The organism is Blastomonas sp. RAC04 (assembly GCF_001713435.1).
GTDB classification, from domain to species: Bacteria; Pseudomonadota; Alphaproteobacteria; order Sphingomonadales; family Sphingomonadaceae; genus Blastomonas; species Blastomonas fulva.
This window is the reverse complement of sequence record NZ_CP016460.1, coordinates 1,449,127-1,471,178: the sequence shown is the minus strand read 5'-3', so window position 1 is coordinate 1,471,178 and position 22,052 is coordinate 1,449,127. Positions and strand designations below refer to the sequence as shown.

Here is a 22,052-nt window from a genome sequence, read left to right as displayed (position 1 = left end):
CCGGGTCTCTTACAGACCGGCGGCTGCTGCCACTTCTGCAGCAAAGTCGGTTTCTTCCTTCTCGATGCCTTCGCCGAGCTGGAAGCGGACATAGTCCTTGAGCGTGATCTTGCCGCCCGCGTCCTTGGCGGCCTTGGCCACCACGTCGGCGATCGGGGTCTTGTTGTCGATCACGAACAGCTGGCTGAGCAGCGCGTTTTCCTTGCCGAACTTGGCGATCGCGCCATCGACCATCTTGGCCTGCACTTCGGCGGGCTTGCCGCTTTCGGCAGCCTTTTCCTCGGCGATCTTGCGTTCGCGCGCGATCATCTCGGCGTCCAGGCCATCGCTGTTCAGCGCCAGCGGGAAGGCAGCGGCAATGTGCATGCCGATCTGCTTGCCCAGCGGCTCCAGAATGTCAGCCGACACATCGCCTTCGAGCGCGACCAGCACGCCGATCTTGCCGAGGTTCGGCGCAACGGCGTTGTGCATGTACGAAACGACGGCACCCTGCGCGACCGAGACGGTCTTGATGCGACGGATCGACTGGTTTTCGCCGATGGTGGCGATCGAGTTGGTCAGCTTTTCGCCGACGGTCTCGCCATCGGGATAGGGAGCAGCCTTGAGCGTGTCGACATCGTCGCCCGTGGACATGGCAACCGACGTCACCTTGCGGACGAAATCCTGGAACTGTTCGTTCTTGGCGACGAAATCGGTTTCGCTGTTCACTTCGACAGCGACGCCCTTGAGGCCTTCGACCTGAATGCCGACGAGGCCTTCGGCGGCGGTGCGGCTCGACTTCTTCTGCGCGGTGGCGAGGCCCTTGGCGCGAAGTGCGTCAACGGCGGCTTCGATGTCGCCATCGGCTTCGGTCAGCGCCTTCTTGGCGTCCATCATGCCGGCGCCGGTGCGCTCACGCAGTTCCTTAACATTAGCAGCGGTTATAACAGCCATGTTCATGTTCCTTGTCTTGAAATGTGGTTGCAGGGGCCACAGGTGCGGGCCAGTGCCCGGCCCGTAGCCCCTGCATGTGTCAGTTTTGCGAAGTAAGCGGGTGAGCGATGGCTCGCCCGATCACATCAAGCCGTCCGATCAGGCAGCCGGAGCTGCGTCGCCGGCTTCTTCCGGGGTCGATTCGGCACCGGTGAATTCGGCAGCCGAAACTTCGGGCTCGGCAGGCGCTTCTTCAAGCGCTGCTTCTGCCGGCGGTTCGGCCATCGCGCCGACGTCCTGGCCCGATTCGACCACGGCACCGGTGCGGCCCTTGGTGGCAGCAGCGGCGATGGCATCGCAATACAGGCGCACGGCGCGCGCTGCATCGTCATTGGCGGGGACGGGGAAGGCGATGCCCTGCGGGTCGACGTTCGAATCGAGGATCGCGATCACCGGGATGCCAAGCACGTTGGCTTCCTTGATGGCGAGATCTTCCTTGTTGGCGTCGATCACGAACATCACGTCGGGAATGCCGCCCATGTCGCGGATGCCGCCGAGCGAAAGTTCCAGCTTGTCGCGTTCGCGGGTCAGCTGCAGGACTTCTTTCTTGGTGAAGCCCGAGGTGTCCCCGGCGAGCTGCTCTTCGAGCGTCTTGAGGCGCTTGATCGAACCCGAGATGGTCTTCCAGTTGGTGAGCATGCCGCCCAGCCAGCGGTGGTTGACGAAATGCTGGCCGCTGGCGCGGGCCGCATCGGCGATCGGCGACTGTGCCTGGCGCTTGGTGCCAACGAACAGAACCTTGCCGCCAGCCTGGACGGTGGCCGACACGAACTCGAGAGCGCGCGCGAACAGCGGCACGGTCTGCGACAGGTCGAGGATGTGGATGCCGTTGCGCGCGCCGAAGATGTACGGCTTCATGCGCGGGTTCCAGCGGTGGGTCTGGTGACCGAAGTGTGCTCCAGCTTCGATAAGCTGCTGCATCGTGACGACAGGTGCCGCCATAAGCTAATTCCTTTCCGGTTGTGCCTCTGGAAGACGGGAACCTGCTGGACATGCCCTCAAAGGGCCGCCGGGGCACCGGTATGTATGTCTTCCATGTGGATTGACTGCGGCACTGCGCCACAGACGAGCGCGCCCTTAAGCTCTCATCGGAGCGAAATCCAGCATTTTATGGCGCGCGGGGACATTTTTCCGCTTGACGGAACAGAACGTAGGTGGAACAAAGGGCAAACAAACAGGGTTAACCCGCCACCCGACCGGGGTTTTGGGAACCTGGGCTTGTCCACAACGTTATCCACATGTTCCCGCATCCGGTCTGGACCGCAAGCGGGTGAGGCCGAGGAAAACTTGCCATGGTTGCTGTCATCACCGCCCTGTTTTTCACCTGCGCAGCGGCATTTGCCGTGTTTACGATCAACCGATCGCTCACGGGCTCGGTCGACCGGATCGACGCGCTGTTTGCGCAGTATCGCGCCTTGGGAGATGATCGCGTCGTGACGGGCGGAATGCGTCCGGCGGTGCGGTTCAACCCCTCACCTGCACCCGACTTTGCACCGCGGACGGTCGTTGCCCTTCCGCGCAAGGCGGCAATGGTCGCTGAGGTCAGCCCTGCTGGCTGGCGCGCTGCCGCCTGACCTTGGAATAGGACCGGATGCCGAAAGGGATCAGGGTCAGATAAACCACGCAGATCGCGGTGAGCGTGATCCACGGCATGGTCAGCAGTGACGCGGCGGTGAGAGCGAACAGCGCCAGTGCCTCAAGCCTGATGTTCTTGCGCAGCCGCAGCGATGACCAGCTGAAGGTCGCGACGTTGGAGATCATCAGGAACGCAATCAGCAGGATCCACGGGGCGACCACCGTATAGTGGCGAAGTTCCTCGATCCCGGTTTCCATCCACAGATACAGCGGCAACATGGCCAGCCCGGCGCCAGCGGGTGCGGGCACACCAGTCATGTAGCCGGCGGACTTGTGCGGCTGGTCTTCCAGATCGATCTGGGCGTTGAAGCGGGCAAGACGAAGCGCGCAGCACACCGCCAGCGCGAGCGCGATCAGCCAGCCGAACCGCGGCAGTTCGTTGAGCGACCACAGGAACATTAACAGCGCGGGCGAGACACCGAAGGCAATGGAATCGGCAAGCGAGTCCAGTTCCGCACCAAAGCGGCTCTGTGCTTTCAGCATACGGGCCACACGGCCGTCGATCCCGTCAAGCACGCCTGCAAGCACTATAGCGCCCGCGGCAAGCGGCCATATGCCATCCATGGCAAAGCGGACGCCGGTGAGGCCGCAGCACAAAGCGGTCGCGGTGATCGCATTGGGCACCATCGCGCGCAGCGTCAGCCCCTCGCGCAGCCGCAGCCGCCTGCCGGCAAGATAGCGGATCGGGCCGCGCCGTCCGCGGCGTTCCAGAGGATCGGGATCGGTCATGCCAGAATATCCTTGGTCGGCGCAGGGCAGGCGGGGAGGGCGGCGGTGCCGGGCATCAGTGCGAAATTCCCTCGCGCACCGGGGTCTCGCCGATCACGGCCAGAATGGTCTCGCCGGCGACGATCCGCTGCCCCTTGACCACCGCAGGCGCAGTGCCCAGGGGCAGATAGACATCCACGCGGCTGCCGAAGCGGATCAGCCCGACCCGCTGGCCGACGGCGACAAAATCGCCTTCCTTGATGAACGGCACGATCCGCCGCGCGACCAGTCCCGCGATCTGCGTGAACCCGATGCGCGCGCCATCGCTGCGCTCGATCATGATGTGCTGGCGCTCGTTCTCGTCGCTGGCCTTGTCGAGATCTGCGTTGAGGAACTTGCCCGATATGTAGACGATCCGGCGGATCGTGCCGCCAATCGGGGCGCGGTTGATGTGGACGTCGAACACGCTCATGAAAATGGAAACCCGGTACATCGGATCGGTTCCAAGGCCTTCGGCCCCGGCCAGTTCCACGGGCGGCGGCACCAGCTCGATCATCGTGCACAAACCGTCGGCAGGCGCCACCACCAGCCGCTCGTCGAGCGGTGTGACCCGTGCCGGATCGCGGAAAAAGGCGAGGATCCACAAGGTTATCCCGGCCATCGGCCAGGCCAGTGTTTCCCATGCCAGCAACGCGAAGATCAGCGTCATGGCAGCGGCGGCGACCGCAAACTTGCGTCCCTCCGGGTGTACCGGCGGCATGCTCCAGCTCGCCAGGCCCTTGCCCCGGTTATCCAGTAATTCTTGCGACATGCCGGACCTCTTAGGGGCTGCAGGCGGGTGTGACAACGCCCAAACCCCGCCTTGCGCGGCGAACCGTGTTGCAACGCAGCATTATCATGCGCTTACCAGCGCCCGCACGCGCAGGCGCCGGGACCGGGTGCTGCACGGTTGAAACATGGGCGGACTTTGCTAAGAGCGTCCCATTCTACGATTCCTCCCTAGCAAGAAGGCGCAAATCCCGCATGGCCAAGATAAAAGTAGCCAAGCCCGTCGTCGAGATCGACGGCGACGAAATGACCCGCATCATCTGGGAGTGGATCCGCGAACGCCTGATCCTGCCCTATCTCGATATCGATCTGAAATATTACGATCTTTCGGTCGAGAAGCGTGACGAGACCAACGACAAGATCACCGTCGATGCCTCCAACGCGATCCGCGAGCATGGCGTTGGCGTCAAGTGCGCGACGATTACCCCCGACGAACAGCGCGTCGAGGAGTTCAATCTCAAGAAGATGTGGAAGTCGCCCAACGGCACGATCCGCAACATTCTGGGCGGCGTGGTCTTCCGCGAGCCGATCGTGATCTCGAACATTCCGCGTCTGGTTCCCGGCTGGACCGACCCGATCGTGGTCGGCCGTCACGCCTTTGGCGACCAGTACAAGGCCACCGATTTCCGTGTCCCCGGCCCTGGCAAGCTGCGTCTCGTATTCGAAGGCGAGGACGGCACCAAGATCGACGAGGAAGTGTTCCAGTTCCCGTCCTCGGGCGTCGCCATGGCGATGTACAACCTCGATGATTCCATCGCCGATTTCGCCCGCGCCTCGATGAACTATGGTCTCGATCGCGGATGGCCGACGTATCTGTCGACCAAGAACACCATCCTCAAGGCCTATGACGGCCGCTTCAAGGACATCTTCGAAGAGGTCTTCCAGGCCGAATTCAAGGACAAGTTCGATGCAGCCGGCATCACCTATCAGCATCGCCTGATCGACGACATGGTCGCATCGGCGCTGAAATGGTCGGGCAAGTTCGTCTGGGCGTGCAAGAACTATGACGGCGACGTGCAGTCTGACACCGTCGCGCAGGGCTTTGGTTCGCTGGGTCTGATGACCTCGGTGCTGATGACCCCGGATGGCAAGACGGTGGAAGCCGAAGCCGCTCACGGCACGGTCACCCGCCACTATCGCATGCACCAGCAGGGCAAGGCGACCTCGACCAACCCGATCGCGTCGATCTTCGCCTGGACCCGCGGCCTCATCTATCGCGGCCGCTTCGACGAGACGCCAGAAGTGGTGCGCTTTGCCGAAACGCTCGAGCGTGTTTGCGTGGAAACCGTCGAAAGCGGCGCGATGACCAAGGATCTGGCGATCCTCATCGGCCCCGATCAGGCATGGATGACCACCGAGCAGTTCTTCGAAGCGATTCGCCAGAACCTCGAAACGGAAATGGGCACCTGGGCGTAAGGCGTTGATGGCACAGCGCAGCAGCAAGGCACGGTTGGAGGTACGGCAGGCCCGGCGGGGTGATATTCCCGGAATATCGCAACTGGTCGAGCGTGCCTATCCCAGCCTGCCACCGTACAAATTCGGTGAGCTGCGCGGGCAGATCAACAACTTTCCCCAGGGCCAGTTCGTCGCCATTCTGGACGGCGAGATCGTTGGTTACTGCGCCTCGTCTCGGGTCACCGAGGCGATGGCGTTCGCCCCGCACGACTGGGAAGAGATCAGCGGAAACGGATTCGGCACGCGCCATGTGCCCACCGGCGAATGGCTGTACGGCTATGAGATGTGCGTCGATCCGGCGCAGCGCGGCGTACGCATCGGGAAGCGTCTGTACGAGGCCCGGCGCGCGCTCGCCGAACTGCTCGATCTCAACGGCATCGTCTTTGCCGGGCGGATCCCGGGATATGACAAGGCCAAGCGCACCAAGAAGACGGACAGTCCGGAAGATTACCTCGCCAAGGTGATCGACGGCAAGTTGCGCGATCCGGTGATCGGCTTCCAGATCGCAAACGGCTTCGCGCCGGTCGGCATCCTCACCCGCTATCTGCCCGAGGACAAGCAATCGCGCGGCCATGCGGTGCAAATGGTGTGGCGCAACCCCTATGTAAACCCAGACGAGCCGCCGACCCACCGCGTTCCGCGCGGTGTGGAGAGCGTTCGCCTCGCCACGGTGCAATTCCAGGCGCGTGCGGTCGCGAATTTCGAGGAGTTCGTGCGCAACGTCGAATATTTTGTCGATGTGGCAGCCGACTACAAAGCCGATTTCGTGCTGTTTCCCGAAATGTTCACCATGTCGCTGCTCTCCTTCGCCAAGAAGAAGATGGGGCCGCAGGAGGCAATCGAGGCGCTCAGCGAATTCACTCCGCGCATCCGCGACGAACTCACCCGGATGGCGATGGAATACAACATCAATATCATCGGCGGATCGCACCCCACGCGCGCCGACGATGGCGATATCCAGAACATCGCGCTGGTGGCGCTGCGCGACGGATCGATCCACGCGCAGGAAAAAATCCACCCCACGCCCAACGAGCGCTACTGGTGGAAGATCAAGGGCGGCGACAGCATCGATGCAATCCAGACCGATTGCGGTCCGATCGGCGTGCTGATCTGCTATGACAGCGAGTTTCCAGAGCTGGCGCGACGTCTGGCGGACGAAGGCGCGCGGATCATCTTCGTGCCGTTCTGCACCGACAGCCGCGAGGCGTATATGCGCGTGCGCTATTGTTGCCAGGCGCGCGCGATCGAGAACCAGTGCTATGTCGTGATGTCGGGCAATGTCGGCAATCTGCCCGATGTCGAGAACATGGATATCCAGTATTCGCAAAGTTGCATCCTGACGCCCTGCGACCTTCCGTTCGCGCGCGACGGCATCGCCGCCGAAGCCAGCGAGAATGTCGAGACGCTGACGATCAGCGATGTGAACCTGGACGACCTTAGCTGGGCACGCAGCGAGGGCACGGTCCGCAACCTGGGCGACCGCCGCTACGATCTCTATCACATCGAATGGGACCGCGCAGTGGGACGCGGCACGGCCGCTGCCAAGCGCGAGCGCGCACGGCAGGCGGCGCCTGCCGGGCCGCAGGGCGGCGGCGGCGGATAAAGCGCTGCCACGGCGCGATTAAAGGCTGACAGCCGCGGCGGCATCGGTCATTACCTGATCCATGCACAATCCGCTCGACAATCCGGTTTTCAGCGACGCCCTGGTCATTCTGGGCGCGGCCGGGATCGTCATCCCGGCCTTCGCCCGCTTCCGGATAACGCCGATCATCGGGTTTCTGCTGATCGGTATTCTGGTCGGGCCTTCGGGGCTGGGATCGCTGGTGGATGAATATCCCTGGCTGTACCACATCACCATCACCGATGCGGAATCGATCGGGCCCTATGCCGAGTTCGGCATCATCCTGCTGCTGTTCACGATCGGGCTGGAGCTGTCGTTCAAGCGGTTGTGGAGCCTGCGCAAATTGGTGTTCGGTGTGGGTGCCGCCGAGCTTTTGCTGTCAGCGCTGATCATCGGCGCTGCGCTCAACCTTGCCGGGCAGAACTGGAGCGGCGCGATCGGCCTCGGGCTGGCGCTGGCGTTGTCGTCCACCGCGCTGGTGCTGCCGATGTCGGGCACCACCTCGCCGGTGGGCCGCGCGGCGCTGGCGATGCTTCTGTTCGAGGATGTGGCGATCGTGCCGATCATCTTCCTGCTCGGCGCGCTGGCACCGATGGCGGGGGCGGTGGGGGCCACCAGCCTCGCCATGACACTGCTGCTGGGCGTAGCCACCGTGGTCGCCATGCTGGTGCTGGGCCGGCTGGTGCTGCCGCGCATGTTCGCGCAGGCCGCACGCACCAAGAGCCCCGAGCTGTTTCTTGCCGCCAGCCTGCTGGTGGTGATCACCGCCAGCCTTGCGACCGCGTCGGTCGGGCTGTCGCCGATCGTGGGCGCGCTGCTCGCGGGGTTGATCATCGCCGAGACCGAATATCGCGGCGAGGTCGAAATCCTGATCGAACCGTTCAAGGGCCTGGCGCTGGGCGTGTTCCTGATCACCGTGGGCATGTCGATCGATCTTCGCGTGATCGCCGCTTATTGGCAGGAACTCGCGATCGCGGTGGTCGGCGTGCTGGTGGTCAAGGCGGTGGTGACCGGGTTGTTGCTGCGCGTCGCAGGCGCGCGGCGCGGGACGGCGGCAGAGGCCGGCGTGCTGATGGCCAGCCCGTCCGAGACCACGCTCATCGTGCTCGCGGCCGCGGTGCAGGCGCAGCTGATCCAAGCATCGACCGCGCAGTTCTGGCAGATCGTCACCGCGATCGGGCTCACCATCACCCCGCTGCTCGCCAAGCTCGGCCACACCATGGCCCGGCACCTCGAGATGCGCGCCAGCGACGCTGCGCCGATCGACCAGTCGGATATCGCCAACGACCGCACCGTGATCTTCGGCTATGGCCGTGTCGGCGAGATCATCGCGGACATGCTCAAGCAGCACCAGCAGCCCTATGTCGCGGTGGAATCCAATGTCGATGTGGTGATGGACGCGCGGCGCTCCGGCGTCCCGATCGTGTTTGGCGATGTCGCGCGCCCCGAACTGCTCGACCGGCTGCGGCTGGGCCATGCCCGCGCGCTGATCTTGACGATGGACGATCCGGTGCTGGCGGTGCAGATCGTGCGCCGCGTGCACGGCTGGGTTCCCGACCTCACCATCATCGCCCGTGCGCGCGATACCGAGCACGCCGCCGAGCTTTACCGCGCCGGAGCCACGCTTGCGGTGCCCGAAGCGCTGGAAAGCTCGCTGCAGCTTTCCGAGGCGCTGTTGGTCGATCTGGGGATAGCGATGGGCCACGTCATCGCGTCGATCCACGAAAAGCGCGACGAGATGCGCCGCCGGATCATGGACGAGGGCGAACTCGACGAGAAGCCCGCATTGCGCTCCAGCGAGGTCGCTGCGGGGTAGGGCCTTGTCTCTCCCCTCCCGCTTGCGGGAGGAGAGAGATGCCGTCAGCCCAAAGCCGCCTGCTTTTCCTCCGCCAGCCGGTCGAGCTCGGCGCGGCTCTTCTTCTCGGATGCAGATTTCAGCTGGCCGCACGCGGCCATGATGTCGCGGCCGCGCGGGGTGCGCACCGGGGCGCTGATGCCGCCTTCGAACACGATGTCGGAAAAGCGCTTGATCCGCTCGGGGTCCGAACACTCGTAGATCGCGCCGGGCCAGGGATTGAACGGGATCAGGTTGACCTTGGCAGGCAGGCCATAACCCTTGATCAGCCGGACCAGCTCGCGCGCATCCTCGTCGGTGTCGTTCTTGTCCTTGAGCATCACATATTCGAACGTGATGCGCCGCGCGTTGCTTGCGCCAGGATAGTCGGCGCAGGCCTGCAGCAGCTCTTCCAGCCCGAACTTGCGGTTGATCGGCACGATCTCGTCGCGCACCTCTTTGGTCACCGCATGCAGCGAGACCGCAAGGTTCACCCCGATCTCCTCGCCGCACCGCGCCATCAAGGGCACCACTCCGCTGGTCGAAAGCGTGATCCGGCGCTTGGAAAGCGCCAGGCCATCGCCGTGCATCACGACCTTCATCGCATCACGCACGTTGTCGAAATTGTAGAGCGGCTCGCCCATGCCCATCAGCACGATGTTTGTGAGCAGCCGGCCATCGGCGGTGTAGGACGCAGCGTCCTCCTCGTCGTCGAGCTGGTCCATCGCGCCTTTCGGCCATTCGCCCAGTGCATCGCGCGCCAGCATCACCTGGCCGACGATCTCGCCCGGGGTCAGGTTGCGCACCAGCCGCATCGTGCCGGTATAGCAGAATCGGCAGTTGAGCGTGCACCCGACCTGACTGGAGATGCACAAGGTGCCCCGGTCCGCATCGGGGATGAACACCATCTCGTATTCCTGCGAGTCATCGGTGCGCAGCAGCCATTTGCGGGTGCCGTCACTCGACACCTGCGCCTCGACCACCTGTGGACGGCCGATGACGAAACGCTCCTCCAGCCAGGGCCGCATCTGCTTGGCGATGTCGGTCATGCTGTCGAAATCGGTCACGCCGCGGTGATAGATCCAGTGGAACAGCTGCTTCGAGCGCAATTTGGCCTGTTTGCGGTCGAGCCCGGCAGTCTCGAGCAACGCGGCGATGTCCTCGCGCATCAGCCCCATCAGGTCGGAACGGCCATCGGCGCGTGGCGTGATCGGGCGCGGCACGGGAACGGGATCGATATGGCCGGGGATGGCCATGTCCATCGAGGTCGCGGCGGAAGCTTCGAGGGAAGTGTCGGTTGTCATGCGCGCCACATAGTCAATCGGGCCGCCAAATGCTACCTCCGCGGTCCAAGCTGTTCCCAGCCAGCATGCAGGAGTTTCCATGGACCGGTTCTTCACCCTCATTGCGACCCATGTCTCGCGCGCCGTGGGGCAACCTTTCGCCTTTGTTGCGGCGATGGGCATCATCTGTGTCTGGGGGGTGACCGGGCCGGTGTTCGGCTATTCCGATACCTGGCAGCTGGTAATCAACACTGGCACCACGATCATCACCTTCCTCATGGTATTCGTCATCCAGAACAGCCAGAACCGCGATGCCGCCGCGATGCAGGCCAAGCTCGACGAGCTGATCCGCACCCAGCAGGATGCGCGCAACGCGTTTATCGGGATCGAACACCTCACCGAGGTGCAGATCGAAAAGATCCGGGCGGCGCTGGAAAGCGAGGGCGAAGCGCAGGAAGAGGCGCGGCTGGAGCGCCACGAGAGCGTCGACCGGTTCCTGAAGCGGCTTTGATCAGGAGCGCTGATCAACGGTCCCGGGCACAGCCCAAGGCGGCAGCGTCGAGCGCGGTGGCGGCGCCCTTGAGCAGATAGACATCGCGTATCGTTCTGCCGTCCGCGCCATCGGCGCTGGCGGTCATCTCGCGCGCCGAGCGCATCGCCGCAATGATGCTGGCGTCCATCGCCTTGTCGCTGGCCCAGGCGTCGCCGCCGCCGCCGATGAGCGTGAACCTGCGCACGCCGATGGTCAGCGTCACCGGGCTTCGCCTTGCCATCGGGCGGCTCAGCCTCAGGTGAAACTGGCCCCGCGTTCCGCGCCTGGGCCAATAGCCGATGCTGGCGAACGGGCGGTACTGGCGGGTTCCGCGCACGGTCTCAGGCTGGGATATGGCATAGCAGCGCGGCACCTGCGGGTCGCGAAACGCACCCCAGCTGTCGAACACGCCCAGGCTGTCGCGCGCCTGGAGCGGAGCGGCGGCGAAAACGGCGACCGTTGCCGCCAGCGCCGCCAGCCCCCGTCTCACGCATGGCCTCCGCCGGTGCCGGTGACGACGATTTCCTCGCGGCCATCGGCGATCATCACCACCGATCCCTGCGGCAGTCCGGGGGCGACCGGGGCGCCGAACACCGGGTGCGGCGGCAGGCCGAGCAGCACGCCGCGCAGCACCCGGCTCGAAATGCCGTGCATGATCACCAGCCGGTCGCCGGGGTCGGCGGCATGCTCCGCCAGCCAGTCGATGACGCGATCGGCGATCTCGGGATAACTCTCGCCATCGGGCGCGCATCTGAGCAGCATTTCCGGTGCCTCGATCACCGGGCCGACCTCGGCGATGACATCGGCATAATAGCGCCCGCCCCAGCAGCCCATGCCGATCTCGACCAGCCGGGGGTCGTGCGCCGCATCGTGCCAGTCGAGCCCGAGATGCTCGGTGATCACCGCCAGTGTCTGCAGCGCGCGGCCGGTGTCCGATGCGTGGAGCGACAGGGCAGGGCGGGGGCCCAGCACCCGGGCCAGCGCCGCGCCCATGCCATCGGCCTGGGCAAAGCCTGTGCGGGTCAGCGGTGTGTGGAGATGGTCGCCCTGCAGCCTTTTGGCGGCGTTGAACACGGTTTCGCCGTGCCGCGCGATGAACAGGCGCCCAACCATGGGAGGGCAGGAAAAACGGGAATTTTGCGTCATATCGGTCCCGTTTCGGCAATAGTGGCGGCGCGTGCAAGCCCGGGCGCCCATTTTCCACAGTTTAAACGGAATTCCGCGGCTATCGGCTTGCGGGAAAAGCCAATATTGTTAATGAAGTTGGTCCGGATTCTGCCATTATGGCAGGGCATGTCTTTTGGTTTTGAGGCCGCCCGGCCTCGGGGGATTTTCATGAAAGCGACAATCGAACGCGCGACGCTCCTCAAGAGCCTCAGCCATGTTCAGTCGGTGGTGGAACGGCGCAACACGATCCCCATTCTGTCCAACGTGCTGATCGAGGCCTCGGCAGATGGCGCACTGCGCTTCATGGCGACCGACCTCGATCTGCAGATCGTTGAAACGATGAGCGCTTATTCGGTGGAAACCCCCGGATCGATAACGGTTTCGGCGCACACTCTGTTCGAAATCGCCCGCAAACTGCCCGACGGCAGCCAGGTGATGCTCGATGCCGCCGACGGCAAGATGCTGGTCCGCGCGGGGCGCAGCCGCTTTACGCTGCCCACGCTGCCGCGCGACGATTTCCCGGTGATCGCCGAGGGCGACCTGCCGACCAGCTTCGAGCTGGCCGCGGCAGAGCTGGTGCAGATCATCGACAAGACCCGCTTTGCGATCTCGACCGAAGAGACGCGCTATTATCTCAACGGCATCTTCCTGCATGTCGCCGATGATGATCGCCCGGTTCTCAAGGCTGCGGCGACCGATGGCCATCGCCTCGCCCGCGTCACGCTCGACCGTCCCGATGGCGCAGAGGGGATGCCCGACGTCATTGTTCCGCGCAAATGCATCGGCGAATTGCGCAAGCTGCTCGACGAACGCGGCGATGCCAAGGTGCAGATCGACCTGTCCGCCAGCAAGATCCGCTTCACTTTGGGCAGCGCGATTCTGACCTCCAAGCTGATCGACGGGACCTTCCCCGATTACAGCCGGGTGATCCCGACCGCGAACGACAAGCTGCTCAAGATCGACCCCAAGGCTTTCGCTCAGGGCGTCGATCGCGTCGCGACCATCGCCACCGAAAAGACCCGCGCGGTCAAGATGGCGCTGGAAAAGGACAAGATCACTCTGTCGGTCACCAGTCCGGAAAACGGCACCGCGGCTGAAGAGGTCGAGGGCGAATATTCTAGCGACGGGTTCGAAATCGGCTTCAATGCGCGCTATCTGCTCGATATCCTGGGTGAACTAGAAGGCGATGTCATCGAACTGCATCTGGCCGACAGCAGCGCGCCGACGCTGATCCGCGAAAACGACAAATCGAATGCGCTGTACGTCCTGATGCCGATGCGCGTCTGACGCCATGCCCGGCGTCGGGGCCTTTGTCCTGATCGCCGTTATCCTTGCACTGCTGGTGCTGGTCTACCGGTTCGATCGAACCGGGGGAACTCTGACGCTGTTTGCCAGCCTGTTCGTGATCGCGCTGCTGGTGCTGATGCTGTTGATGGCTGGCCTGGTCGTCGCCGCTGGCGCAGTCTGAACACTCCTTGCCCACACAGCAAAACGCCCTCCCGGTTGGACCGGGAGGGCGTTTTTGCGTTTCGGTCTCTTATCGGCTTAGCGCCAAAAACTCAGCGCTTGTCGACCGGAACATAGGGACGCTGCGTCGGGCCGGTGTACAGCTGGCGCGGGCGACCGATCTTCTGGCCGGGATCGGAGATCATCTCGTTCCACTGCGCGACCCAGCCGACGGTGCGCGCAAGTGCGAACAATGCGGTGAACATCGTGGTCGGGAAGCCGATCGCCGAGAGGATCACGCCCGAATAGAAATCGACGTTCGGGAACAGCTTCTTCTCGATGAAATAGGGGTCGTTGAGCGCCATTTCTTCGAGTTGCAGCGCGACCTCGAACACCGGATCGCTGACCTTGAGTGCCTCGAACACTTCGCGCACGGTCTTCTGCATCACCGTCGCGCGCGGATCGTAGTTCTTGTAGACGCGGTGGCCAAAGCCCATCAGGCGGAACGGATCGTTCTTGTCCTTGGCGCGCGCAATATAGTGCGGGATCTTGTCGGGAGTGCCGATCTCGCGCAGCATGTTGAGCGCTGCCTCGTTGGCGCCGCCATGCGCCGGGCCCCATAGGCAGGCGATGCCCGCAGCGATGCACGCGAACGGATTGGCGCCCGAGGACCCTGCCAGGCGAACGGTCGAGGTCGAAGCGTTCTGTTCATGATCGGCGTGGAGGATGAAGATGCGGTCGAGCGCGCGCTCGACCACCGGGTTCACCTCATAAGGCTCTGCCGGAACGCCGAAGGTCATCTTGAGGAAGTTGCCGGTGTAGGACAGCGAGTTGTCGGGATAGACGAAGGGCTGGCCGACCGAATACTTGTACGCGGCAGCAGCAATCGTCGGCATCTTGGCGATCAGCCGATGGCTGGAAATGCGGCGATGCTCGGGGTCGGCGATATCGGTCGAGTCATGATAGAAGGCAGAAAGCGCGCCGACGACACCGCACATGATCGCCATCGGGTGCGCATCGCGACGGAAGCCGCGATAGAACTGCATCAGCTGCTCGTGCAGCATGGTGTGGCGCGAGATGGTGTAGGTGAAGGTGTCGAGCTCGTCCTTGCTGGGCAGTTCACCGTTCAGCATAAGGTACGACACTTCCATGAAGCTCGAATCCTCGGCGAGTTCGCCGATCGGATAGCCGCGGTGCAGCAGCACGCCTTCATCGCCATCGATATAGGTCAGCGCGCTGTCGCAGCTGGCGGTGGAGGTGAAGCCCGGGTCATAGGTGAAGCAACCCGTCTCGGCATAAAGCTTGCGGATATCGATGACATCCGGGCCGATCGTTCCCGACCGGATGGCATAGCTGCTGTCCTTGTCGCCGATCTTCAATGATGCGCTGTCTGACACGGTTCGTTCTCCTCAAAGCGGTTCTTTGGCAAGCTAGTGGTGTGCGTGAGGCCCCTCAGGCGGCCACGCGCGTGACGTCGTTGATCCGGGCGAGCGATTCCTCGCGTCCCAGGAGTTCGAGCACATCGAAAATGCCCGGAGAGCGCGCCTGCCCGGTCAGGGCGGCGCGCAGCGGCTGGGCGTAAGTACCGAGGCCGTGCCCCTGAGCCTCGGCGAATTGCGTAACCTTGTCCTCCAGAGCGGCGGCAGTCCAAGGCGCTGTCTCGGCCAGAACTGGCGATACTGTCTGCAAAATCGCGATCCCATCGCCTTCTAGCAAAGATTTTGCTTTCTCGTCCATGCCTAAGGGTCGCGTCTTGAAGAGAAACTGAGCGCCATCGGCAAGCTCGTTGAGGTCGCGCGCGCGAAGCTTCATCACCGGCATCGCGCGGGCAAGCAGATCGGTGCTGGCGGCGGCATCCACATCCGGCATCAATGCGGCAACCCGCGGCGCGACAAGGGCGGCGAGCGCGGCGTCTTCCATCTCGCGCAGATACTGGCCGTTCAGATTGACGAGCTTCTTGGCATCGAAGCGCGAGGGCGACTTGCCGACATTGGCGAGGCTGAACAGCTCGACCGCCTCGGCGCGCGAGATCTTCTCGCGGTCGCCATAGCCCCAGCCCAGCCGCAGCAGATAATTGAACATCGCATCCGAGACGATGCCCATGTCGTCGCGGTAATTCTCGACACCCAGCGCGCCATGCCGCTTTGACAGCTTGGCGCCGTCGTTGCCGTGGATCAGCGGGATATGCGCATAGATGGGCTCGGGCCATCCCATGGCCTGGATCAGCACGAGCTGGCGGAAGGCATTGTTGAGGTGATCGTCGCCGCGGATGATGTGGGTAACGCCCATGTCGTGATCGTCGACCACGACCGCGAGCATATAGGTCGGCGTGCCATCCGAACGCAGCAGGACATAGTCGTCGAGCTCGCGTGCGTCGACGGTGACCGATCCCTGCACCTCGTCGGCGATGGTCAGCTTGCCGGTCTGCGGCGCCTTCAGCCGGATGACATAGGGCGCGCCTTCGGGCGCTTCGGATGCGTCGCGGTTCCGCCAGCGGCCATCATAGCGCATCGGCAGCTTCTTTTCGCGCTGCTCGGCGCGCATCGCCTCCAGCTCTTCTGCGGTGGCGAAGCACTTGTACGCATTGCCCGCAGCCAGCAGCTGATGCGCGACCTCGGCATGGCGGCCTGCGCGTTCGCTCTGGAACACCGGGGTGTCGTCCCAGTCGAGACCCAGCCAGTCGAGCCCGGCAAAGATTGCCTCGATCGCTTCGGGGGTGGAGCGCGCCTTGTCGGTGTCCTCGATCCGCAGCAGCGCCTTGCCGCCGTGATGCCGCGCGAACAGCCAGTTGAACATCGCGGTGCGCGCGCCGCCGATGTGGAGGAAACCGGTCGGCGAAGGCGCAAAACGGGTGACGACCTGTCGGTCGGCCATGGCTGCCGAAACAGGCTGATTTTCGCCGCTTGCACTCACTTACGCTTTCCTTTCAAACTCGCCCGACATGGCAATTTCGACCGCCTCTAGCACGGCTTTCTGGCAGCGACAAATGGCCAGTTTGTCCCGTTTTTTACCGCCTGTCGGTCTCGGCGCGGTGGCGGAGCGCTTTGTTCTGGCAGAGCGCGATCAGCTGCCGCCCTGGATCGTGGTGGCCTTTGGCGGCGGCATTGCCGCGTGGTTCCTGCTGCCGGGCGGCGCGTGGCATGCGGCGGTGGTCGCGATGGGACTGGCGGTGGCGCTCGCGGTGCTGGGGCTGCGGGGCGGCTGGACTGCGATGGAGCTGGGGCCACGTTGCGTGTTCGTCGCTGTGCTGATGATCGCTGCCGGTACCGCGCACATGGCCTGGCGCGCCGAGCGAGTCGCCGCCGATCCACTTCCTGCGCCGTGGTTCGGCACGCTCACCGGGCGGGTGATCGAGCGCGAGATGCAGCCCGCGCGCGAGCAGGTGCGGCTGGTGCTGCGAACCGCACCCGCGCTTGGTCTGCCACAGACGGTGCGGGTGAACCTCGATCTGGCGAAGGACGATCCGCAGGCGCGCACCGGAGCGATCATCAGCGCCCGCGCCCGGCTGATGCCGCCTGCGCAGGCCTCGCTGCCTGGAGGCTACAGTTTCGCGCAGCGCGCATGGTTCGAGCAATTGGGCGCCACCGGCAGCATGCTCGATCGCCCACGCATCGTGCAAGCGGCAGCCGGGAGCAGCGGGCTGGATTCGCTCCGCGCGCGGCTCTCGGCACATATCCAGGCGCAGGTCGGCGGCGGGGCAGGGGGCATTGCCGCGACGCTCGCGACCGGGGATCGCGGCGCGATCGCCGAAGAGGATGCCGAGGCGATGCGCCGCAGTGGCCTTGCGCATCTGCTCTCGATCAGCGGGCTGCATGTCACTGCGCTGATCGGTGCGGTCTGGCTGGTCACGCTGAAGGTGCTGGCGCTGTCGCCGCCGCTGGCGCGCGCCTGGCGGTTGCCTTTGGTGGCGGCGGGGGCGGGCGCGCTGGCGGGGATCGGCTACACTCTGCTCACCGGCGCAGAAGTTCCCACGATCCGCTCATGCGTCGCGGCGCTGCTGGTTCTGGTCGCACTCGCGCTGGGGCGTGATCCGGTCTCGCCGCGGCTGATCGCAGCAGGTGCGATGCTGGTGCTGCTGGTCTGGCCCGAAGCGCTGATGGGGCCGAGCTTCCAGCTGAGCTTTGCGGCGGTAACCGCCATCGTCGCGCTGCACGATCATCCTCGGATGCGCGCCTGGGCCGCAGCGGACTATTCCTGGCCGGGGCGAGCGGCGCGGTTTCTGGCGATGCTGTTCTTCACCGGGTTGCTGATCGAATTCACGCTGATGCCGATCGCGCTGCACCATTTCAGCAAGGCCGGGCTTTATGGTGCGCTCGCCAATATGGTAGCGATCCCGCTGACGACGTTCGTCATCATGCCGATCGAGGCACTGGCGCTGGTACTCGATCTTGCGGGCTGGGGAGCACCAGTCTGGTGGCTATGCGGCGTGGCGCTCGAGGCCCTGCTGGCGCTCGCGCATGCGGTGTCCGATGCTCCCGGGGCGGTCACCTTGTTCCCCAGAATGCCCGGTTGGGCGTTTGCACTGTTCGTCACCGGCGGGTTGTGGATGTTCCTGTGGCGTAGCCGTGCACGCTGGCTGGGGCTGGCGCCGATCGCGGTCGCCAGCGTTCTGGTCGCGCTGCAACCGGTGCCCGATCTGCTGATCACCAGTGATGGGCAACATCTCGCGGTGGCCGGGGAGCGCGACCAGATGGTGGTGCTGCGCGCGCGCATCGGCGACTATGCGCTGCAGACGCTGAGCGAAAGCGCGGCGTTCGAGGGGCAGGCGACCGCGATGCAGGACTGGCCGCAGGCTGCGTGCTCCGCAGAGTTCTGCAGCTTTGCTCTGAGCTCAGGGCAGCGACGCTACGCGGTCCTGGTCGGGCGCAACCGCGAGCGGGTGCCAGAACGCGGGCTCGCCGCTGCCTGTCGCCGCGCGGATATCGTGATCGCAGGCCGCTGGCTGCCGCGCAGCTGTCGCCCGCGCTGGCTCAAGGTGGATCGCAGGTTGCTGGCCGAGACCGGCGGGCTGGCGCTGTATCTCGAAGACCAGGCGGTGCGCACCGTTGCTGCGGACCATCGCGGCCATCCCTGGTGGGACCGGGCGGTGGAACAGCGCGAGCAGGCGATGGAGGCCAAACGCGCCGCGCGGCTCAGCACTCCACCACGTTGACCGCAAGCCCGCCTTGCGAGGTTTCCTTGTAGCGCTCGTTCATGTCGAGCCCGGTGCGGCGCATCGTCTCGATCACTTCGTCCAGACTGACGCGGTGGGTGCCGTCGCCCATCATCGCCAGCCGCGCTGCCTCGATTGCCTTGACCGCGCCGACCGCGTTGCGCTCGATGCATGGCACCTGCACCAGCCCCGCGACCGGATCGCAGGTGAGGCCAAGATTGTGCTCCATGCCGATCTCGGCGGCGTTCTCGACCTGCATCGGCGTCCCGCCCCAGGCGGCGACCAGCCCGGCGGCGGCCATCGAGCAGGCGACCCCGACCTCGCCCTGGCAGCCGACTTCGGCGCCCGATATCGACGCATTTTCCTTGAACAGCGACCCGATCGCCGCCGCGGTGAGCAGGAATCGCTCGACGCCTGCCTGATTGGCACCCGGAGCGAAGCGATCGTAGAATCGCAGCACCGAGGGGACAATTCCTGCGGCGCCATTGGTGGGCGCGGTGACGACCTTGCCGCCGGCCGCGTTCTCCTCGTTCACCGCCAGCGCCCACAAATTGACCCAGTCGATCACGGTCAGCGGGTCGGAGAGCATCCGCTCCTGTCGCGCCATCAGATGCGCCATGATCAAAGGCGCGCGGCGCTTGACCCGCAGACCGCCGGGAAGCTCGCCGCCGGTGCGGATGCCACGGTCGATGCAGGCGGACATTGCGGTGGCGATCTCTTCCAGCCCTGCCGACAGTGCCCCGGCATCGCGCGCCGCCAGCTCGTTTGCGCGGGTGATTTCGGCGATCGAAAGCCCGGTCTCGGCGGCAATCGCCAGCAGCTCGGCGCCCGAGCAGAAAACATGAGGCGGATCCCACAGCCCTCCTGCGCCCGGAGCATTGCCACCGGTCTCGTCCTCATCGACCACTGCGCCGCCGCCTACCGAGAAATACGCGCGCTGATCCAGCTGCGACCCGCTCGAGTCGAACGCGGCAAAGGTCATCGCATTGGAATGATAATCGAGCCGCTCGCGCTGCAGGAACAACAGGTCTGCCGCCTCGTCGAAGCTAATGGCGTGACGCTTGCCGAGCAATATCTCGCCCGACGCCCGGATCTCGGCAATCAGCCGGTCGGCGGCATCGGGATCGCAGCTCACCGGCTCTTCTCCGGCAAGACCCAGCAGGATCGCCCGGTCGCTGGCATGGCCCTTCCCGGTCAGCGCGAGCGACCCGTAGAGCCGGGTCTCGACCCGGGTGACGCGCTCCAGCACGACGCGGTCGCTCAGGCGCTCGACGAACCGGTTGGCCGCGACCATCGGCCCCATGGTGTGCGAACTCGACGGGCCGATGCCGATCTTGAACAGATCGAAGACTGACGCGACCATGCTATTCTCCTGCGCGAACCGTTGGATCAGTCCGTCGCCCGGCCCTTAGCGCCCAGCAGATGGCGTTGCCAGAAGGCGAGTGTGGTCCAGAACATGTAATCGGCGTTTTCCTTGCGGCGAAAACCATGACCCTCGTTGCGCGCCAGCAGGTGCCAGGCGGTGCCGCCGCGTGAACGGATCGCTTCGATGATCTGGTCCGCCTCGCTCGCCGGAACGCGCGGATCGTTGGCGCCGGTGACCACCAGCAGCGGGATTTTCAGTTCGTCGACGCGGGTGAGCGGGCTGATCTCTTCCAGCTTGGCGCGCAAGGCTGGGGCTCGCTCGTCGCCATATTCAAGGCGTCTTAAATCCCGCCGGTATTCCTCTGTATTTTCAAGGAATGTGACAAAATTCGAGATCGCCACGATGCAGTTTGCGGCGTTGAACCTGCGGCCATAGCGAATGGCGCTGGCATAGCACATATAGCCGCCATAGCTGCCCCCGGTGACGCCGAAGCGGCGCTGATCGAGCATCGGATGCCTCGCCAGTCGGTCGAGCAACGCGCCAATGTCCTTGACCGAATCCTCGCGCAGATACGGGCCGTTGTCGAGGCTCACAAACCGCTTGCCGAACCCGGTCGATCCCCTGACATTGGGATAAAACAGAGCAATTCCAAGCTCGTTGACCAGATAGTTGGTACGCCCCAGAAAGCCTGCCGTCGCCTGACCCTCCGGGCCGCCATGGATCGACATGATCAGCGGCCGCTTGCCGGGGTGGCGCTGGGGATCGGGGCGGTAGAGCAGCCCGGACACCGGTTCGCCATCGAAGCTCTTGATCTCGACCAGCTCTGGCATGACGTTCTTTGCGGGATCCAGCCCGCCGGTCTCGCTTTCAGTCCACCGGGTGATCTGCAGCGTCACCGGATCTAGGCTATAGGCATCCCCGGGCGACTGGTTGGAAAAGACGGTGAAGCCCAAAGTACCCCAGGGCGCAAACTTCATCCCCGTGCCGATTTCGCCCGGCGGCAGGCCGGTGACCAGCCGCTTTTCACCGCTTGCGATGTCATAGAGGTGAAGCCGCGAAAATCCTGCTTCGTTAACGACATATGCGATAGTCTTGCCATCACTTGCGATATCGAAATTGCTGATGTCCCAGCGGCCGCCATCGATCATCGGGGTGAACAGGCCGGTATCCATATCGAGCAGCCCGATTCGCTGCACGTCCGAATCCTTGTCGCTCGAAACCCAGAGCCGCCCATCGGGCGCGAACTTGAGATTGCCATAGGCCACCGGCGTCGCATCGCGCGAGACCTGGCGGAAGGTGCCGGTTTCGACGTTGATTAGGTGCAACTGGCTATCGGTGACCGACACATAGTTGAACACCAGCAGATCGCGGCCATTGGGCGCGAAATCGATCGCCGCCCAGCCGCCGCTGTCGCTCGACAACACCAATTGTGCCGACTTGGGGTCGCGCGGGTCCATGACATAGATGTCGTTGAACACCCCGGTGCGCATGTTGCTGCCAAAGGCCACCAGCCTGCCGTCATCCGACCATGGCCCCAGCGCGTGGCGGCTCTTGCCGTCGGTGAGCAGCGTCATCCGCCCCGAATCCAGCGCATAGATCTGCGAGACCTCGTTGCCGCCGGCGTCCTTTTCGACCAGCAGCATCGATCCGTCGGGCGACCATGTCCCGCCGAAGATCGGCTCTTCTTCAAAGCTGATCTGCCGCCGTGCGCTGCCTGGCGCCGCGACCCGGTGCAATTGCGCGACGTTGCCGAACCGGGTGGTGATCAGCATCGATCGGTCCTGCGGGTTCCACCCGGCAAAGCTCGCGGTTCGATATTCCAGATAAGGCCGGGTGTCGGCCACAAGCGACATCGGGATCGGCGGCACGCCATCGGCGAGCATGGCGGCGGGGGGCGGGACCGATGGCTCTGCCGCGTCGGCTTCACGCGCCTCGATCGGTCCGGTGGCAGCCATGCACAAAGCGGCGCACAGGCCGGATACGGCCGTCCACCATCTTGCTCTGCGCATCTGCGATCCCTCCTGTTCTGGTTGAGCGCTGCTCTATTCGGCAG

At 64.4% G+C, this 22,052-nt stretch carries 19 protein-coding genes; 8 read left to right on the top strand and 11 right to left on the bottom strand.

Translation table 11 applies throughout. The annotated features are described in order from the left end of the window. Window positions 1-9 precede the first annotated feature (9 nt). Together tsf and rpsB are read right to left on the bottom strand one after the other, a co-directional pair. Window positions 10-933, bottom strand: a complete 924-nt coding sequence (gene tsf, locus BSY18_RS07955; RefSeq protein ID WP_054134780.1) for a translation elongation factor Ts — start codon at window positions 931-933, stop codon at window positions 10-12. Window positions 934-1,071: 138 nt separating this feature from the next. Then, complete coding sequence (gene rpsB / locus BSY18_RS07950) at window positions 1,072-1,914, bottom strand: 30S ribosomal protein S2 (protein WP_069050238.1); 843 nt, start codon at window positions 1,912-1,914, stop codon at window positions 1,072-1,074. Between the two features lie 350 nt (window positions 1,915-2,264). On the opposite strand from rpsB, the gene BSY18_RS07945 reads away from it, so the two are divergent. Further along, window positions 2,265-2,546, top strand: a complete 282-nt coding sequence (locus BSY18_RS07945) for a hypothetical protein (protein ID WP_069050237.1) — start codon at window positions 2,265-2,267, stop codon at window positions 2,544-2,546. Here the strand turns inward: BSY18_RS07945 and BSY18_RS07940 are convergent. After that, window positions 2,515-3,234 carry a CDP-alcohol phosphatidyltransferase family protein gene (locus tag BSY18_RS07940; RefSeq protein WP_054134779.1) on the bottom strand — a complete coding sequence of 240 codons (720 nt, stop codon included), beginning with the start codon at window positions 3,232-3,234 and terminating at the stop codon, window positions 2,515-2,517. The genes BSY18_RS07945 and BSY18_RS07940 overlap by 32 nt on opposite strands. Before the next feature lie 157 nt (window positions 3,235-3,391). Then, on the bottom strand, window positions 3,392-4,126 hold the full coding sequence (locus tag BSY18_RS07935; protein WP_054134575.1) for a phosphatidylserine decarboxylase: 735 nt from the start codon (window positions 4,124-4,126) through the stop codon (window positions 3,392-3,394). A gap of 212 nt (window positions 4,127-4,338) precedes the next feature. On the opposite strand from BSY18_RS07935, the gene BSY18_RS07930 reads away from it, so the two are divergent. The 3 genes from BSY18_RS07930 (at window position 4,339) to BSY18_RS07920 (ending at window position 9,035) form a co-directional block, all read left to right on the top strand. After that, entirely contained in the window at window positions 4,339-5,559 is a 1,221-nt protein-coding gene (locus tag BSY18_RS07930) for an NADP-dependent isocitrate dehydrogenase (RefSeq protein WP_054134574.1), read from the top strand. Window positions 5,560-5,566: 7 nt separating this feature from the next. Continuing rightward, window positions 5,567-7,201 carry a bifunctional GNAT family N-acetyltransferase/carbon-nitrogen hydrolase family protein gene (locus BSY18_RS07925; RefSeq protein WP_054134573.1) on the top strand — a complete coding sequence of 545 codons (1,635 nt, stop codon included), beginning with the start codon at window positions 5,567-5,569 and terminating at the stop codon, window positions 7,199-7,201. A 61-nt stretch (window positions 7,202-7,262) separates the two neighbouring features. Then, window positions 7,263-9,035 carry a cation:proton antiporter domain-containing protein gene (locus BSY18_RS07920; RefSeq protein WP_069050236.1) on the top strand — a complete coding sequence of 591 codons (1,773 nt, stop codon included), beginning with the start codon at window positions 7,263-7,265 and terminating at the stop codon, window positions 9,033-9,035. 44 nt (window positions 9,036-9,079) lie between these two features. On the opposite strand, the gene rlmN is transcribed toward BSY18_RS07920, so the two are convergent. Further along, window positions 9,080-10,357: a 23S rRNA (adenine(2503)-C(2))-methyltransferase RlmN gene (gene rlmN / locus BSY18_RS07915; RefSeq protein WP_171900189.1), complete on the bottom strand. Its 1,278-nt coding sequence runs from the start codon at window positions 10,355-10,357 to the stop codon at window positions 9,080-9,082. A gap of 79 nt (window positions 10,358-10,436) precedes the next feature. On the opposite strand from rlmN, the gene BSY18_RS07910 reads away from it, so the two are divergent. Next, window positions 10,437-10,847, top strand: coding sequence for a low affinity iron permease family protein (locus BSY18_RS07910; protein WP_069050235.1), 411 nt, complete (start codon window positions 10,437-10,439; stop codon window positions 10,845-10,847). 13 nt (window positions 10,848-10,860) lie between these two features. Here BSY18_RS07910 and BSY18_RS07905 read toward each other — a convergent pair whose 3' ends face one another. Together BSY18_RS07905 and BSY18_RS07900 are read right to left on the bottom strand one after the other, a co-directional pair. Beyond that, window positions 10,861-11,358 (bottom strand): hypothetical protein, encoded by a 498-nt coding sequence (locus tag BSY18_RS07905; RefSeq protein ID WP_236823478.1) that lies wholly within the window; start codon window positions 11,356-11,358, stop codon window positions 10,861-10,863. Continuing rightward, entirely contained in the window at window positions 11,355-11,981 is a 627-nt protein-coding gene (locus BSY18_RS07900) for a histidine phosphatase family protein (RefSeq protein WP_236823477.1), read from the bottom strand. Before BSY18_RS07900 ends, BSY18_RS07905 begins: the two co-directional genes overlap by 4 nt. 222 nt (window positions 11,982-12,203) lie before the next feature. On the opposite strand from BSY18_RS07900, the gene dnaN reads away from it, so the two are divergent. After that, window positions 12,204-13,322: a DNA polymerase III subunit beta gene (dnaN, locus tag BSY18_RS07895; RefSeq protein WP_069050233.1), complete on the top strand. Its 1,119-nt coding sequence runs from the start codon at window positions 12,204-12,206 to the stop codon at window positions 13,320-13,322. A 4-nt stretch (window positions 13,323-13,326) separates the two neighbouring features. After that, window positions 13,327-13,503: a hypothetical protein gene (locus BSY18_RS21250; protein WP_156318005.1), complete on the top strand. Its 177-nt coding sequence runs from the start codon at window positions 13,327-13,329 to the stop codon at window positions 13,501-13,503. 91 nt (window positions 13,504-13,594) lie between these two features. Here the strand turns inward: BSY18_RS21250 and BSY18_RS07890 are convergent, their stop codons facing one another. Both BSY18_RS07890 and gltX read right to left on the bottom strand, forming a co-directional pair. Next, on the bottom strand, window positions 13,595-14,878 hold the full coding sequence (locus BSY18_RS07890; RefSeq protein WP_054134568.1) for a citrate synthase: 1,284 nt from the start codon (window positions 14,876-14,878) through the stop codon (window positions 13,595-13,597). Window positions 14,879-14,933: 55 nt separating this feature from the next. Next, entirely contained in the window at window positions 14,934-16,355 is a 1,422-nt protein-coding gene (gene gltX / locus BSY18_RS07885; protein WP_069050232.1) for a glutamate--tRNA ligase, read from the bottom strand. 112 nt (window positions 16,356-16,467) lie between these two features. Between gltX and BSY18_RS07880 the strand changes: the two genes are divergently transcribed. Further along, complete coding sequence (locus tag BSY18_RS07880) at window positions 16,468-18,633, top strand: ComEC/Rec2 family competence protein (RefSeq protein ID WP_069050231.1); 2,166 nt, start codon at window positions 16,468-16,470, stop codon at window positions 18,631-18,633. Here BSY18_RS07880 and BSY18_RS07875 read toward each other — a convergent pair. Together BSY18_RS07875 and BSY18_RS07870 are read right to left on the bottom strand one after the other, a co-directional pair. Beyond that, window positions 18,614-19,996 carry an L-serine ammonia-lyase gene (locus BSY18_RS07875; RefSeq protein ID WP_069050230.1) on the bottom strand — a complete coding sequence of 461 codons (1,383 nt, stop codon included), beginning with the start codon at window positions 19,994-19,996 and terminating at the stop codon, window positions 18,614-18,616. The genes BSY18_RS07880 and BSY18_RS07875 overlap by 20 nt on opposite strands. A 26-nt stretch (window positions 19,997-20,022) precedes the next feature. Then, window positions 20,023-21,954, bottom strand: coding sequence for a S9 family peptidase (locus tag BSY18_RS07870; protein ID WP_069050229.1), 1,932 nt, complete (start codon window positions 21,952-21,954; stop codon window positions 20,023-20,025). Window positions 21,955-22,052: the final 98 nt, after the last annotated feature.